The sequence below is a fragment of the Gammaproteobacteria bacterium (ex Lamellibrachia satsuma) genome (assembly GCA_019623805.1).
Classification (GTDB): Bacteria; Pseudomonadota; Gammaproteobacteria; order Chromatiales; family Chromatiaceae; genus QGON01.
The window spans coordinates 3,481,628-3,496,155 of the sequence record CP053680.1; the positions used below are offsets into that span (position 1 = coordinate 3,481,628).

General features: G+C 50.8%; 15 protein-coding genes. All 15 read left to right on the forward strand.

Features of this window, described 5'->3' with window-relative positions:
- The 15 genes from HPY30_15240 to HPY30_15310 all read left to right on the forward strand — a co-directional run bounded on the left by HPY30_15240 (nt 1) and on the right by HPY30_15310 (nt 14,186).
- Nucleotides 1-1,221, forward strand: a complete 1,221-nt coding sequence (locus tag HPY30_15240; GenBank protein ID QYZ67216.1) for a type II secretion system F family protein — start codon at nt 1-3, stop codon at nt 1,219-1,221.
- 12 nt (nt 1,222-1,233) lie between these two features.
- The gene (gspG, locus tag HPY30_15245) at nt 1,234-1,671 is read left to right on the forward strand and encodes a type II secretion system major pseudopilin GspG (GenBank protein QYZ67217.1); all 438 of its coding nucleotides are present in this window, start codon (nt 1,234-1,236) and stop codon (nt 1,669-1,671) included.
- 7 nt (nt 1,672-1,678) lie between these two features.
- Entirely contained in the window at nt 1,679-2,140 is a 462-nt protein-coding gene (locus HPY30_15250) for a prepilin-type N-terminal cleavage/methylation domain-containing protein (protein QYZ67218.1), read from the forward strand.
- Entirely contained in the window at nt 2,124-2,537 is a 414-nt protein-coding gene (locus HPY30_15255; GenBank protein QYZ67219.1) for a prepilin-type N-terminal cleavage/methylation domain-containing protein, read from the forward strand. The genes HPY30_15250 and HPY30_15255 overlap by 17 nt, the downstream gene beginning before the upstream one ends.
- Before the next feature lie 85 nt (nt 2,538-2,622).
- Nucleotides 2,623-3,237, forward strand: coding sequence for a hypothetical protein (locus HPY30_15260; GenBank protein QYZ67220.1), 615 nt, complete (start codon nt 2,623-2,625; stop codon nt 3,235-3,237).
- A 50-nt stretch (nt 3,238-3,287) separates the two neighbouring features.
- On the forward strand, nt 3,288-4,172 hold the full coding sequence (locus HPY30_15265) for a general secretion pathway protein GspK (protein ID QYZ67221.1): 885 nt from the start codon (nt 3,288-3,290) through the stop codon (nt 4,170-4,172).
- A complete protein-coding gene (locus HPY30_15270) occupies nt 4,165-5,256 on the forward strand; it encodes a PilN domain-containing protein (protein ID QYZ67222.1) in 1,092 nt (363 codons plus the stop codon). The genes HPY30_15265 and HPY30_15270 overlap by 8 nt, the downstream gene beginning before the upstream one ends.
- Nucleotides 5,253-5,849, forward strand: coding sequence for a hypothetical protein (locus tag HPY30_15275; GenBank protein ID QYZ67223.1), 597 nt, complete (start codon nt 5,253-5,255; stop codon nt 5,847-5,849). The genes HPY30_15270 and HPY30_15275 overlap by 4 nt, the downstream gene beginning before the upstream one ends.
- 5 nt (nt 5,850-5,854) lie before the next feature.
- Complete coding sequence (locus HPY30_15280; GenBank protein QYZ67224.1) at nt 5,855-6,421, forward strand: hypothetical protein; 567 nt, start codon at nt 5,855-5,857, stop codon at nt 6,419-6,421.
- Between the two features lie 53 nt (nt 6,422-6,474).
- On the forward strand, nt 6,475-8,238 hold the full coding sequence (locus HPY30_15285) for an AAA family ATPase (protein ID QYZ67225.1): 1,764 nt from the start codon (nt 6,475-6,477) through the stop codon (nt 8,236-8,238).
- A gap of 10 nt (nt 8,239-8,248) precedes the next feature.
- The gene (locus HPY30_15290; protein QYZ67226.1) at nt 8,249-9,142 is read left to right on the forward strand and encodes a general secretion pathway protein GspB; all 894 of its coding nucleotides are present in this window, start codon (nt 8,249-8,251) and stop codon (nt 9,140-9,142) included.
- A 325-nt stretch (nt 9,143-9,467) separates the two neighbouring features.
- Entirely contained in the window at nt 9,468-10,127 is a 660-nt protein-coding gene (locus HPY30_15295; protein QYZ68076.1) for a response regulator transcription factor, read from the forward strand.
- On the forward strand, nt 10,124-10,450 hold the full coding sequence (locus HPY30_15300) for a hypothetical protein (protein QYZ64514.1): 327 nt from the start codon (nt 10,124-10,126) through the stop codon (nt 10,448-10,450). Before HPY30_15295 ends, HPY30_15300 begins: the two co-directional genes overlap by 4 nt.
- Nucleotides 10,345-11,469, forward strand: a complete 1,125-nt coding sequence (locus HPY30_15305) for a hypothetical protein (protein ID QYZ67227.1) — start codon at nt 10,345-10,347, stop codon at nt 11,467-11,469. Before HPY30_15300 ends, HPY30_15305 begins: the two co-directional genes overlap by 106 nt.
- A gap of 1,265 nt (nt 11,470-12,734) precedes the next feature.
- On the forward strand, nt 12,735-14,186 hold the full coding sequence (locus HPY30_15310; GenBank protein ID QYZ68077.1) for a cytochrome C: 1,452 nt from the start codon (nt 12,735-12,737) through the stop codon (nt 14,184-14,186).
- Nucleotides 14,187-14,528: the final 342 nt, after the last annotated feature.

Consider the following 14,528-nt stretch of genomic DNA (forward strand, 5'->3'; position numbering starts at 1 on the left):
ATGGCAGCCTACTTCTTCAGAGCCGCATCCCTGGAGGGAGATATAACGGAAGGGATTGTCGACGGCAGCAATCGCGAGAGCGTCGTTGAACTCATCCAATCCCAGGGCAGGATTCCGATCAGGGTAGAACTGAAAACGGAAACCCCGTCGAAAAAACTCAGTAAGTCATCGAATTCCTTTTTCAGGCGCAGAAAAAAAGATCAGATACTGACTTTTACTCGCGAACTCTCGACGCTTCTAAAGGCAGGTCTTTCATTGGATAAGTCTCTGTCACTGCTGATAGAGGTAAACAGTGCCGATCAATATGCCCAGGTGCTTGGCAATCTCCAGGAAAAGATTAAAGGTGGAGCTTCTTTTGCTGATGCCCTTGAATCAGAGGGGAGTGAGTTTCCAAGCATCTATGTCAGCCTGGTAAGGGCGGGTGAACTCGGCGGTGCGCTTGAGACTGTATTGGAGCGACTTGCCGACCACCTCGAACGCAGCAGTGAACTGCGTGAGTCGCTGAAATCCGCCATGATCTATCCAATGATTTTGGTGGTGGTGGCGATCTCATCGATCATTTTACTCCTGACCTATGTGATTCCCCAGTTCAAAGAACTTTTCGAAGGCATGGGAAGCGCTCTTCCAATGTCGACGGCTATCGTTTTGCAGGCAGGAGACTTTGTTAAACACCAAGGATGGATCGTTCTGCTGGCCATTCTTTTGGTTGTGATGCTTATCCGGTATCAGTTACGCACGCCGGAGGGAAAATTTCGCTGGCACAAACGGGTATTGTCGATGCCTCTGCTTGGCGGTCTTGTCATAAGGATGGAAGTGGCTGTGTTCAGCCGCACGTTGGGAACGTTACTGCAGAACGGGATTCCAATGATGAAGGCAATCTCCATCGTACGTGAGACGGTACAAAACCGGGTCATAACGAAAAGTATGGATGAGGTTATCAAGGGGTTGAAAGAGGGAGGTGACCTCTCCTCGCCACTGGCTGAATCGGGGTATTTTCCAGAGTTTGCCGTACAGATGATCAGAGTCGGTGAAGAGTCTGGAGAGATGGAGCAGATGTTGCTTCATGTTGCGGATATCTATGATAAAGAGGTCAACCGTGAGTTGAAGCGGACGTTGGCGCTTCTGGAACCGGTACTGATCCTCGTTCTTGGCGTAATTATTGCCGGTGTAATCATGTCCATACTGGTGGCGATTATGGGCATAAATCAAATGGTTGTATGAGAGGCTGAATGTATGATCAACAAAAGGGTAAATAGCCGATCACAAGTGTGTTACGGGTTTACATTGATCGAACTGCTGGTGGTCCTGGTGATACTGGGGTTGCTTGCGGGCCTGGTTGGTCCGCAGATGGTGCGTTATCTCGGTGGTGCGAAAACTGATACCACGATGTTACAAATCGAGGAGTTTGGCGCTGGACTGGATCTGTTTCATCTGGAGGTTGGCCGCTACCCGACCACAGATGAAGGTCTGATCGCGCTTGTCGAAAAACCAAATAGCGTAGAGGGTTGGAACGGCCCGTATCTGAAGAAAAAGCAGATTCCGGAAGATCCCTGGGGAAATGAGTATCTATATAGGTTTCCTGGGGATAATGGAATTTATGACCTCTATTCGTTTGGACAGGACAATACAGAAGGAGGATCTGGTGAGGCGCAGGACGTCGTGAGCTGGTGAGATCGCCATGAGAATACGCTTTGCAAACGGTTTTACGCTGCTGGAACTTTTGCTTGTGTTGACTGTGTCGGCTCTGATAATCGCAATGGTTCCGCCGCTGCTCAGCAGAGCGATGCCGACAGTTAATGCAAGGAGTACGGTACATGATCTCTCTGCGATTATTCGAAATGTACGAAGCCGGGCAATTGTTTTGAACGAAACAAGAGTGATCTATTTCGATCGGGAAAGCCGCACCATATTTGAAGAGGGGGGCAATCAGGAACTGCAGATCGATGAACCTCTACGAATTAATGTGGAGAATATTCGCAAAAGTGAAGAGACCCCCAAGATCCTGGTGGCCCATCCTGATGGCAGTATAAATGGCAGCGTGATTACGATAAGTGGAGGTAAAAAGAGTTACATACTCCGTCCCAACTGGGTTACAGGCGCTTTGAGCATAGAAGATCGTGTCGATGAAAGCACAATGTGACGGGGGGGTATCGCAAAAAGGTTTCACTTTGATTGAGGTGCTTGTTGCTTTCGTTATCCTTGCCATGTCGTTGTCTGTACTGTTTCGAATCTTCTCCGGTGGGTTGGGAAACATTTCAATGGGTGAACGATATGCGGGTGCAGTAACACTGGCGGAGACACTACTCGATGAGGCGAATTTGTCGCAATCTGAGATGTCCGGTTCACGTAGTGGTTCCCGCGAAGACGGATACCGCTGGGTCAAGACGGTTCAGGCGCATGAGGTCATTGATCAGGATGGGAACGCCATACCGGTTGAGAATCTACAGAAGGTAGAGGTCCAGATCACCTGGGAGGCAATGGGCAGGGAGCGCCATATGGTACTTTCAACCCTACGAGGGGACAGGAGAAAATATTAACCATGCTTGCCGGAATGGTAGAAAATTCTTTGACGGGGACATAAGTTCAATGGTGTCTGAGAGTCGTAGGCAATCAGGATTTACCTTGCTGGAGTTGCTGGTCGCAGTGACGATTCTGTCGTTGCTGATGACCGCAGCTTTCGGCTCTGTTTATTACGCAAGCAAGAGTTGGAAGACAGGTATTGCGGCGATTGAGAACCAGGATTTGCGACGCTCTGCAGACCGATTTGTCTCGGGAATCCTGCGCCAGATCTCAACCCATTCATATAGCGAAGATGGCAGGAGAAAGATCGAATTCAATGGTTCTGGCAGGAGTGTGGGATTTGTGGGGCCAACGCCAGCCAATGATGAGCTTTACGCTCAATACGAGTACCGGCTCGAATACAAGAGAAGTGTTACGAGTGGAGAATTGGTGATGTTTTATCGCCCCAGGTTACCAGGTGAAACAGGTCTTTCCCTGGACGATAAAGATGGCAAGTTAATGCTGCTTTCCGATCTAAAGAATTTGCGTCTGAGCTATTACGGGCGCAAAGATGATCGTTCCATGTCCAGCTGGCACAGTCGCTGGGGCGAAGAAATTCAGGAATATCCTGAAATGATCAGGTTCGAATATCAAATTGAAGGGGAGAGGACGCCAAGGCGATCTGTTATCGGTATTCGGTCGAGTACGAAGCGTGTCGATGGAACCCGTTCCGGGTAGTTATCGGGTTTATTAAAGACAATGATTGCAAAAAGCAGAAGGTACGGATCATGGTGATCGTAGCAAAAAGACAGACGCATAAGGAACAGGGCATTGCTCTGGTACTGGTGTTGTGGCTGATTGTGCTGCTCAGTGTGATCGGGGGAAGCCATGCAAGAAATGGAAGAATGGAGTTAACGATTGCCGGTAATCAGTTTAAGTCGCTGAAAGCAAGGTTACACGCGGAGGCCGGGATTAACCTGGCTATCGAGGATCTTATTTCCCGGCAGGGCAACAGCCGATATTTGCTCCGGGGAATGGAAAACAGGGAGGATTTTCTCGGTACATCATTGTCGATATCCATTGTGAGTGCGGTGGGGCTGGTGGATATCAATAATGCAGAGACTGCAGTTCTGTCTGCGCTTTTTAACTCGGCGGGCCTGAAAGAAGAGGAGCAGGGTGCACTGGTGGATTCCATACTCGACTGGCGGGATGCGGATGATCTTGTGCGGCTGAATGGTGCGGAGAAGAAACAGTATGATTTTGCGCGACTGCCCTACGTGCCTGCCAACGGGGCGTTCAGGAGTGTAAATGAACTGAAACTGGTTTTGGGAATGAACCTGATGGTCTACCGTGAGATCGCCCCTTTTATCACAGTCGATGCGCGAACCGGTGAAATCGACACTACCCAAGCTCCAGTTGAACTTTTGCAGCGACTCGGGCAGATGAGCGGGGATCAGGTGTTACTCGAAACCGAGGGAGGCGAGAGTGATGGTGAGACTGTTTACGCCAAACCCTCACATCCTGTATTCCACCTGGAGGTCTATGCATTGACGAAGGAGGGCGGCAGCGCACACATTAGAGTGATCGTCGATATCAGCAGGAGAGAAAAGGAAAGGTACCGTATTCTCTCCTGGAGGGAACTTCCAGGAAAAGGGAGGCACGGCAATGGCTGATTTGAGTCGCTCCATGTTGGCGTCGCTTTCAACCGAGGTCAGTGGATTCGGCAGTTGGTGGGTTTCTGAGCTTACTGGAATGATGCCTGAATTCCTGAAAAGGATGGTCCTTAGTGGAAAGATTTACCGGATAGAGATCGACGGTGAAGATTTTGTCGCGCGACGAATGGAAAAGGCTGGGTCGAGCTCAGTGGTCGTGGCGGTTGGCCGGGTTGACGGTAGGCAGGAAGATAATCAGGAAACCCACCTGAGAGATGCGAGAAAAGTCGAACTGATACTTCCATCAGACTACATTCTCAATAAAACCCTGACACTGCCGAAAGCGGCCGAGGAGAACCTTCGGGAAGTGATCTCTTTCCAGATGAAGAGAGAGACGCCATTCGAGCCGTCCCAAGTCTATTACGATTATCTTGTCACAGGACGGGACAAGAAGAGCAAGACTGTACAAGTCACACTCTATGTTGCAATGAAGCAACAAGTCGATTCCCTGCTTGAACGGTTGCGAGACTACAACGTCAGGATAGATCAAGTGACTGCTGAGGTGAAAAAAGGGTTGGATGGAAAAGAATTAAACCTGATCCCCGGTCTCAAGATGAAGCGGGGAGATACGTTTTCACGATACTTGAATATCACCCTCGCGAGTGTTTCTCTGCTGTTGTTGCTTTTAAATGTTGCATTCCCGATTTGGGAGAAAGCTGTTCAGCTGAAAGAACTTGTTCCCATTGAGCAACAGCTTAAGTCGTATGTGAACGAAGCCCGGGAGTTGAGGGAAAAGGTCGATATGGCCAGGCGCAAAGTGGAATTCATCAGTGAACGCAAAACAGGTGCAATACCGATACTGCAGATAATTGATGAGTTGACCCGTCTGGTTCCCGACGATACCTGGATCGATAACCTTCAGTTTGATGATGAAGAGGTGAATATTCATGGATTCTCTGTTTCGGCTGCATCATTGCTATCACTGGTTGAATCATCCGATCTCTTCAAACATGCACGATTCAGATCGTCAGTAACGCAAAACCGGCTCAATGGTTTGGAGCGTTTCCATCTCTCTGCAGAAGTGATGGGAGGAAAGAACAGATGACGGATAATATGTCGACCGTTTCCAGGAAGTTTTTGGCGGCTGCACTGCTTCTGCTGTTCGTGGTTGCCTTTGGCAGCGCTATCATACTGCCCTACCTGAATCTGAAGCATTCATATAGTGAAGAGTTGGCCAGTGTTGAGAAGCGCATTGAGATCTACCGGCGATCAGTGGGTGTGGCCGACAAACTCAGAGGGCACTATCAGAGACTGGAGGGTGTCAACACCAAGGACAAACGATATCTAAAGAGCCAGATCGAATCATTGGCTGGAGCGGAGCTTCAGGGAATATTGAAACGAGTGGTCAAGTCTCATGGAGCTGAGGTATTCAGTACGCAGGTATTGCCTTCTGAACAGCATGAACAGTTTTCGAATGTCTCTATCAGGGTTCGCATGAAGGGAACAATGGAGTCGATGGTCGGGGTGATTTATGCGTTGGAAAGCAGGAAGCCCTTTCTCTTCGTTTCCGAGTTGCAGATACGTGGTAAGAGAGGGTCTCATCGGCGATCCAGGACTTTTGACCGGAAACAGAAGATCCAGAAACGACAACTTGATCTCGACTTTGTGCTGTCTGGATATATGAGGAGCCAATCTTGAGTTTAATGGCTGGTCGGATCACTGCACTGACAATCCTGCTGACGCTTACGACGGTAGGACTCGCTGTGTTGTTGCACTATCAATGGAATGGCAGTCAAGTAGGCAAGGCGGAATTCTCTGAGCGCTTGCTATCGAACGGAGGCGAAAATAGCGATACCAATCGCACAAACCATGCCCCTTATGCCGCTCTGCCAAAGAGTGCCTATCGGGAAGTGCTGGAACGCCCCCTGTTCACTGAAGGACGTATTCCGCCAGTGGTAGAGAAGGCACAGATTGTTCCGGTTCAGGAGAATCTGGCCCTTAAGCTTGAAGGCGTCGTCTTTGTAAGCGAGCGGCACATCGCCATTGTGCGTGATATCAAGAGCAATGAGTTATTAAGACTTCCTGCTGGTGGAGATTACAAGGGATGGCAAGTTGCTGAGGTAGGCAAGGGGGAAGTCGTTTTGCGTAAAGGAAAAAGAAGTATCAACCTGATATTGGAAGCAGGTACCAGCATGCCTGTGAGAGCAAGCCGTATCTCTCCCAAGCAACTCTTGAAAAAACAGAAGATGCCGATCCTTGTTCCCAGGTGACCCAGTGAAGGATTGGATTTTAACAGAGGCGGAAACCGCCTGGAGTAAACACCATGGCCTCAATCTATAGGGACTATTTCAGGATTGACGAGGATCCGTTCTCGATCACGCCGGATCCAAAATTCCTCTTTCTAAGCAGGAATCATCGTGAAGCTTTAGCCCATCTGCGGTTCGGCATGGAGGAGGGTGGCGGTTTCGTGCTGCTGACCGGTGGCGTGGGAACCGGAAAGACGTTGCTCTGTAGAAATCTGTTGGAGAGCCTGCCGAATGAAGTCGATGTCGCATTAATCCTCAATCCCCGGCTGCAGCCGTTTGAACTGGTGGCCTCTATCTGTGATGAGCTGCATGTCGAATATCCTGCTGCAACTGAAAGCATCAAGGTGCTGGTCGACCAACTCAACACCAATCTACTAAGTTCCCACGCGGCTGGCCGGAGGACGGTGGTCATTATCGACGAGGCGCAGAATCTTAGCTATGAAGCCCTTGAACAGGTCAGGCTGTTAACCAATCTTGAAACCAAAACTGAAAAGCTGATGCAGATATTCCTCATCGGCCAATCCGAACTGAAAGAGATTCTGGATCAACCAAATCTGCGGCAGCTGACCCAGAGGATCACCGCCCGGTATCATTTAGAATCGATGGGTCGGCCTGAGACCAAAGAGTACATCAGGCATCGCCTCGAAGTGGTTGGGATTTCGCAACATCTCTTCACAAATAGCGCGTTGGAGGCGGTGTATCAACTTACCAAGGGTATCCCCCGCCGGATTAATATCTTTTGTGAACGTGCAATGGTGGCTGCTTATGCGGAACGCAAAAATGAGGTTGACTACTTCTTGCTGAAGCGTGCGGCAGAAGAAGTGGGGGGCAACCGACGGAAGGGTAGATGGCACAGCCTGCTCACGGTTTCCGCTGTGGCAGCGGTATTGGTTGTTTTGAGTACCACCCTGTCGCTCAACGACAGCACAAATTTTGGAAACAATGTAGAGCATCAGATGCGGTTGCTTTTGGCGGATCTGAAAGGGCATAAAAAAGGTGCTCCTGTTATTCCAAAAGAGACCGTTATTGCCACCACCATCCCAAATAACAAGGTGGATTTCTCTCCAATTAAGATTGCACAGGCCGGTTATTCTGATTCAGAGGTGGCTGTGCCTGAAAAAGAGGAGCATCCGCTGGTCGATGGAAAAGAGTTCGAGGCAATGACTGCTGGGGAGGCGTTTTCAGAAGATCGGGCCTTCAGCGCGCTGCTCCGCTATTGGAATGTTGATATTTCCGCCGTATTAGATGGCTCTGTATTCTGTCAGACTGCGGATGCCCATAAATTAAAATGTGTCTACGGCAAAGGCACTTGGACAAGTCTGGAGTATTTCAACAGACCGGTGATCATTGAGCTGGAAACATCCGATGGCCGTTTGGTCAACATGATGGTGACCGAATTGCACGGCAATAGAGTCGTGATTGATCATAACGGAGAACGCATGCAACTTGAACGGGCCACAATTGATCATCTGTGGTCCGGGAGCTATGTATTACTGTGGAAGCCACCGCAACTCAGCGAGACTGTTCTGGCTGTAGGTGCGCGCGGTCAGGATGTTATATGGCTTAATGACATACTTGACCGGGACGAAGGGATTTACGGGATCCAGACACAGGGCAAACGAAACGATAGATTTGATCAGACTCTGGTTGAACGGGTGGTCAGGTTTCAACAAAAACACGGTTTGACGCCAGATGGAATCGTAGGTGAGCAGACCCTTATTCAATTACAGTCCGCATCCGGCGATCCTGACGTGCCACTTCTGATGCAGTCGAAGGGATAGGGTGGGCGATATGTCATATATCTTAAACGCATTGGATCAGGCAGACAGAGAGAGGAACAAAGGTGGTGACGCTGAACGACCGCCAGTGTCCGGCAGCCCAAAGGCAAACTACAAGCCGACATGGCTTATTGCGGCGATGGGGCTACTGTTACTGAGCGGGATTGCCGCGTTGCTTGCGCTTAACGGTATCAATGCCCCTGTCCCTGCTGAACAAACGAGTGAAACGCAGACGGTCAGGCATCTGCCGCCTAAAAAGGAATTGCCGAAGAAACACCTTTCCACACAACAGCGGGGTACCCCTTTGCTGGCCTCGATAAAAAAGGGGGGGCAGCAACAAGAGGCTCCAAGGAAACCTAATGCAATGAGCAGCCCTGAAATAGGCATGCTGGATTTCAACAAGGCTAAGGCGGCGAATAATAGTAATGTTCTGACAACAAGTGTTCCGTCGCCGGTAACAGTTGATCGACAGAACAATCCGCCCGATACCTCTACTGATCGGAAAACAGTGGAAGTCAGCGATGCTGTTGAAGGTGTTGAGTCGACCGATCAGCAGATCCCCGTAACCCTACCTTTCGTACAGCCACCGCCGACGATGGTAGTGAATGCTGAGCCTCCCTCATCTGAGATCGTGGCAAATAAGTCAGACAGTGAAATTCCTTTGATCTTTGAATTGCCCTATACAAAAAGGCTGCCGATACCTGATATCACAATCAACGTGCATGTCTACAATTCCAATGCGGACAAACGCTTTGCCATTATCAATATGCGTAAGTATCGGGAGGGGGACCAGTTGCAGGGCAGCAGCGTAAAGCTGTCCCAGGTAACGCCGCATGGCATCGTTATTGATTATGGGAATGGCTTGGTGCGGATTGATAAGGATGTGGTCTATCGGAAGTCTACTTAGTTTGGTTGATATTTCATCTTTTTACGCTTAAGGGATTCTGATTAATTGTCATTTCGAGCATAGTGGGAAATCTCAATCCACATAGCCTATTGACAGCAATGTAGTTTGAGATCTCTCCCTGTGGTCGAGATGACAGTAACCCAATTATTCATGAGTTTCTTAATGCTTCTTCATGAAACGGGAAATATTTATCCCCTTAAAGCCAGAGGTTTCAGCGCGCTGACAACTTGATCCCGGAAGTCTGACGGACTGCCATTTCTTGCCTAAATCAGGATTTGGGTCCATGTTAAATTCACTGTTCTCTGAATATTGGGTAACTAATGCCATGACGCGACTTCTTTTAGTGGAAGATGATGAGCTCCTTGGTGACGGTATTTGTAAGGTCCTCTCTCGAAGGGGGGATCAGTTGGAATGGGTTCGTGATGGACGCTCTGCGCTCACTGCGATAATTGAGGGGGACCCGGATCTGGTACTGCTCGATATCAATCTTCCTGATATCTCAGGCTTCGATATTCTGAAAACTGTTCGGTCAGCGGACAATGATGTGCCGATACTGGTCCTTACCGCTCGTAGTAGCGTCTCCAACCGGGTGTTTGCACTCGATAACGGTGCAGATGACTACCTGGTAAAACCCTTTGATACCGATGAGTTATGTGCCCGTGTCCGTGCATTGCGACGTCGCTCTGCCAGTCAAAACGAGGGTCGGCTGCGTTGTGGTGAGCTGGTGATGGATACATTGGCGTTGACTTTGACGTTGGCAGGAGACCCCGTCAATTTATCGATACGGGAGTTTGCCTTGTTGCGGACGCTTATGGAGAACCGGGGGAGAGTCATGTCGCGTCATCAGCTGGAAGAGGAGCTCTACGGATGGGATGTAGAAGTGGCGAGTAACACCATCGAAGTCCATATTCACAACCTGCGCAAGAAATTGACCGGCTGCATTATTCGTACGGTACGTGGTGTCGGCTACATTATAGAAAAATGAAACACTCTCTACGGTTTCGTCTGCTCTTCTTTGTCCTGACCAGTTTTATTGTCGGTTGGTTGACGATTTCCGGGTTTACCTGGTGGCGTGCCGCGGCCGAGGCTGATGCCCTGTTTGATGAACAGCTTTTTCAACTCGCCACCTTGCTGGCTGTCGTGACGTCACATGAGGCTGAAGAGCAGGATCTCGACGAGTTTGCGGAGGAAGCCACCCGCCAGTGTTCCAGGTGTGGTCCTCCAATGGCCAACTGCTGGTACATGGTCCAAATGCTCCCAGGAAACCCTTATCACTCAATTTCGAAACCGGGTACAGCGATGAGATGATGATAGGGCGTCAATGGCGTGTCTATACCCGTTATACGAGTGATAAACAGCATCGAATCCAGGTGGCGCAGGAGAGCATCAGCCGGGAAGTCAGAATGCTTGGTTTTGTGGTAAATATCCTATCCCCTTTATTGCTGGCTCTACCGATGATCGGGGTACTTTGGTGGGTTGTCGTGCGGGCATTGAATCCACTGAGAAGGCTGGTTCATCAAATTGGTGCGCGCAGTGCCAGCAATCTTGAAGCAATCGACACTGCAATAGTGCCGGTTGAAGCGAAGGTGTTGGTGGATGCCATCAACGATCTGTTCCAGAAGCTGCAATTTTCCATCGAACGCTACAACAGGTTTACCGCCGATGCCGCCCATGAACTGCGAACCCCACTCGCGGGTTCAGTGGTTCAAATCCAAGCGGCACTTGAAAGCAGTGATGAAGGTGAACGGAAACATTCGTTAACTCAGGCATTGAAAGGCCTGTCAAGACTCAATCGCCTGGTGGAACAGTTGCTGGTGTTTTCGCGTATGGAGCCGGAAGTGGCGAAGTTGGAGTTTGCCACTCTGGATTTGAAGGAGCTGTCGGTTGAGGTGGTATCGGAATATGCTCCCGGTTATCTCGAAAAGGGTGTTGCCCTGGAACTGGAGGCTCCGAATCCGGTAAAGCTCAAGGGTAATAGAGAACTGCTCGTGATTGCCTTGGGAAATCTGTTGGATAACGCTGCCCGGGTTACCCCAGCCGGCGGAGTGATTAAGGTTAGTCTCCTGGCCGATGATGACTCTGTCTCCCTTGTGGTAATAGATACCGGGCCAGGTATAGCCGATCACAACAAGGCGTTGGTTTTCGGCCGGTTTTACCGCCTCATCGGCACTACTGGTCAGGGTAGTGGCCTTGGTCTGTCGATCGTTCATAGCGCGGTGAGACTGCATGGAGGGGTGGTCACATTGGAAGATGGTGAAGAGGGAAGAGGACTCCAGGTCGTGATTAAAATTCCTATTAGGAAATCCATTCCGCCCCAGGCTGAATAATTGTGAAATAATTCCCAAAAACTTAAGCAATTCTTAAGATTCACTGGCTACCTTGGTATACAGAGTCAGCGGTCGATCTCAGCGACCGAAGGCACATACATATACCAGGGGGAATAGCCAATATGTTTACAGACTACGTGCGATTTCTAGTTAGCGCCGGAGTTGTCTTGTGTATTTCACTACCGGGGATCTCCTCAGCAGGTAGTGACAGATTCAAAATTGAAGAAGCCAAATGGGATAGTGAGATATCCCGTCTGAATGTAAAAGGCAAGGGAATGGGGGACAAAACAGTCACCCTGATGTATGCATCTGACCAGACCGTGATCAACAGCATGGCTGTCGTTTCCGGTGAATGGAAATTCAAAGAGTACGATCTGGCTGTGGTTCCCTGCAGTGTGCGGGCAGTTCAATCAGATGGGATGGTTGCCGAGAAGCGAGTCAAGCATGCCCCCCATGATTGCGATTCAGGTGATACCGGTGGCGGAACGCCTCCCCCGGTTGTGATACCTCCACCGGTTGGGACCGAGGTCTCGATCAACTCCACAAGCCAGAATGGAACACCCGGCATTCCGGTAGCCGAGCAACCCCTGGTCAACCAGAATGGCTACAAGATCTTCGCCATCAACGATCTGGGAATGCACTGCGGCGACCTGGATACCCGTGTATCCAGTATTCTGCCCCCCTTCAATGTACTGCATGCCACAGTTATCCAACAAGGCAATGACCCAAAGGTCATGTTGCCTGCTGATGGCGTTAGTGTTGTCTATTCGGCGGCCTCAAACCCGCTTGATCCTATCCTTAGCGGTGAGAACTCGGCCGGTTCAGGTCCTGTTGCCTCCAGCATGCTGCCCGATGGCAGTGTATATAAAACCAACTTCTGGGAAGGCGCGCTAGCGGCTTACGATGCCTTCTACCCACAGGGAATCCTGCCAGCCTTCTATCCGCCAGGCGCCAATATCCTGGATCTGGGCCTGCCCATGCCGAATGTGGAGCAGCTCTATCTGGGAGATGGCAACCTGGCTGCGGATCAACAGTCCATGCCAGGTCGCCATGGCGCGTATGCGGACAATCTCACCGAGCTGTTCGAAGCCTTTGTGATGGATCAGCCCTTCTTTACCAACCCAGCCTTTAAATTCGGTTATGTAAAGGAAGGGGTGAACTGGTATGAAGCGCCAGGCATACCTTTGACCGCCTATGATGACTTCGGCCTTGAAAACCCCTGGCCACTGTTTCGGGTTCAGGCTATCGATGCAGGTGGAACTGTTCTGGCATCCAACGATACGGTTGTTCCGATCTCCGGTGAGGCCAATTGCGGTTCCTGTCACAACGCGCCGGTTGACGGCGGTAACGGTGAAGCGACTAGAAGTCTCGTTGGCGAACCGGCCACTGTGCTCGACGACCCACAACTGGATGCAGTGCCCCTTGATGTCAGCCTGGAGTATGCCGCGGACCTCAACCTGGTCCGTCTGCATGACCAGAAGCACGGCACCGACCTGGAGAACTCCCAGCCGGTGGTCTGCCAGACCTGCCACTACACGCCGGCGCTTGATCTGGCGCAGTTGGGTCCGCTGGGGCCCGAGAATGACGGACCGCTCGTACTCAACGGTGTGACCGTATCGGACTCTCTCGCCAACGGACGTGATCAGATCAAACACAAATCCATGTCCAATGTGATGCACAGTCATCACGGCACCGTAACCGATGCCAATGGCGAGAAGCTCTTTCCCGACATGCCGCCAGCCATCAAGAACGATCTTGGCATAGTTGAGAACTTTCAGGAGCGCCGGGATGCCTTGGAAGCAACCTGTTACCAGTGCCACCCCGGCAGACGTACCGACTGTCTGCGTGGTGCCATGTCCAATGGCGGCATGCTCTGTCAGGACTGCCACGGCAACATGGAACAGGTGGGTAACGATTTTACCCGTAATGTTGCACCGACCCCACCTTCAGCCGTGGGTGCCTTCGAGTTGGGTGGCGGATTCTATAAAACGCCGGAGCTGGTTGCAGAGGATGTAGGCAAAAGCCAGCCACGTGTTCCCTGGGCCAACGAACCCGGTTGCGGTTCCTGCCATACCGGTGATGCCATGGATAGTCTGTCAGGTACTGTCGGCACGGTGGTCAACAATGTTGATGCCGATGCAAATGTGGACGGTATCCGTCTGTTCCAGGCCTTCCGCAGCGACGATGCCAAGGCCACCCCGATTGTTCCCAGCAACAAGCGTTTTGCTGAGAATGTGATCGAGGCGAACAATCCCGCAGTGTCCGGTCCTGATGATTCTCGTATCGGTAACCCAATGCTTTACCGGGTCAGCACCGGACACGAAGGTATCTTCTGCGAGGCTTGCCACGGCGCCACTCATGGTATCTGGCCGAACAAGAACCCAGATGCCAACGATAATGTCGCCGCCGTTCAGTTGCAGGGGCACACCGGCACGGTCTCCGAGTGCAGCACCTGCCACACGGGTGACTTGGGCAACACCTTGGAAGGTCCTCATGGCATGCACCCGGTTGGAGACACTTCGTTCTCTGATGGCGGGCACGAAGACCTGGCCGAGAAAAATCCCGACGCCTGTCGTGCCTGTCATGGTGTGAACGGCGAGGGAACGGTACTTGCCCGTGCGGCGACAGACCGCACCCTGTCCAACGAGGGCGAGTCGATCACTCTTGCCAGAGGAGAGCCGGTGACCTGCACGCATTGTCATGAAAATGAACTGTAATAAATAAACAGTCTCTTCAACCCAATCCCCTTTACCCGCGTTGCTTTGCACGCGGGTTTTTCTTTGGGCGCTGTTTTTTTGTTAAAGTTTTCAGCCCTCCTGCCGTTATGGAAGTACGGCACGTCTGCTCAACCCTCCCTTCTATCGACTCAACCCTACCACTCAAAGCTACTGTTTTTCTTTGTGTTTTGATTGGAAGACTGTATTTCCTTTCGTCGATACCCTAGCTACAGGGTAGGGGTTCACCTGCCCACTGACTGCATTTTTTCCTGCTTTTAACTGGGGAGTCGTGCAGTCAATCATTCTTAGTTCTGCCGGTAGTCTCCGGGACTTGTTCGGCCT

Bases quoted from the DNA above. Each gene is read 5' to 3' on its own strand.
- HPY30_15285 (QYZ67225.1), top strand. From the start codon at position 6,475: ATGGCCTCAATCTATAGGGACTATTTCAGGATTGACGAGGATCCGTTC.
- HPY30_15265 (QYZ67221.1), top strand. From the start codon at position 3,288: ATGGTGATCGTAGCAAAAAGACAGACGCATAAGGAACAGGGCATTGCT.
- HPY30_15300 (QYZ64514.1), top strand. From the start codon at position 10,124: ATGAAACACTCTCTACGGTTTCGTCTGCTCTTCTTTGTCCTGACCAGT.
- HPY30_15280 (QYZ67224.1), top strand. From the start codon at position 5,855: ATGGCTGGTCGGATCACTGCACTGACAATCCTGCTGACGCTTACGACG.
- HPY30_15270 (QYZ67222.1), top strand. From the start codon at position 4,165: ATGGCTGATTTGAGTCGCTCCATGTTGGCGTCGCTTTCAACCGAGGTC.
- HPY30_15250 (QYZ67218.1), top strand. From the start codon at position 1,679: ATGAGAATACGCTTTGCAAACGGTTTTACGCTGCTGGAACTTTTGCTT.
- gspG (QYZ67217.1), top strand. From the start codon at position 1,234: ATGATCAACAAAAGGGTAAATAGCCGATCACAAGTGTGTTACGGGTTT.
- HPY30_15290 (QYZ67226.1), top strand. From the start codon at position 8,249: ATGTCATATATCTTAAACGCATTGGATCAGGCAGACAGAGAGAGGAAC.
- HPY30_15295 (QYZ68076.1), top strand. From the start codon at position 9,468: ATGACGCGACTTCTTTTAGTGGAAGATGATGAGCTCCTTGGTGACGGT.
- HPY30_15275 (QYZ67223.1), top strand. From the start codon at position 5,253: ATGACGGATAATATGTCGACCGTTTCCAGGAAGTTTTTGGCGGCTGCA.
- HPY30_15240 (QYZ67216.1), top strand. From the start codon at position 1: ATGGCAGCCTACTTCTTCAGAGCCGCATCCCTGGAGGGAGATATAACG.
- HPY30_15255 (QYZ67219.1), top strand. From the start codon at position 2,124: ATGAAAGCACAATGTGACGGGGGGGTATCGCAAAAAGGTTTCACTTTG.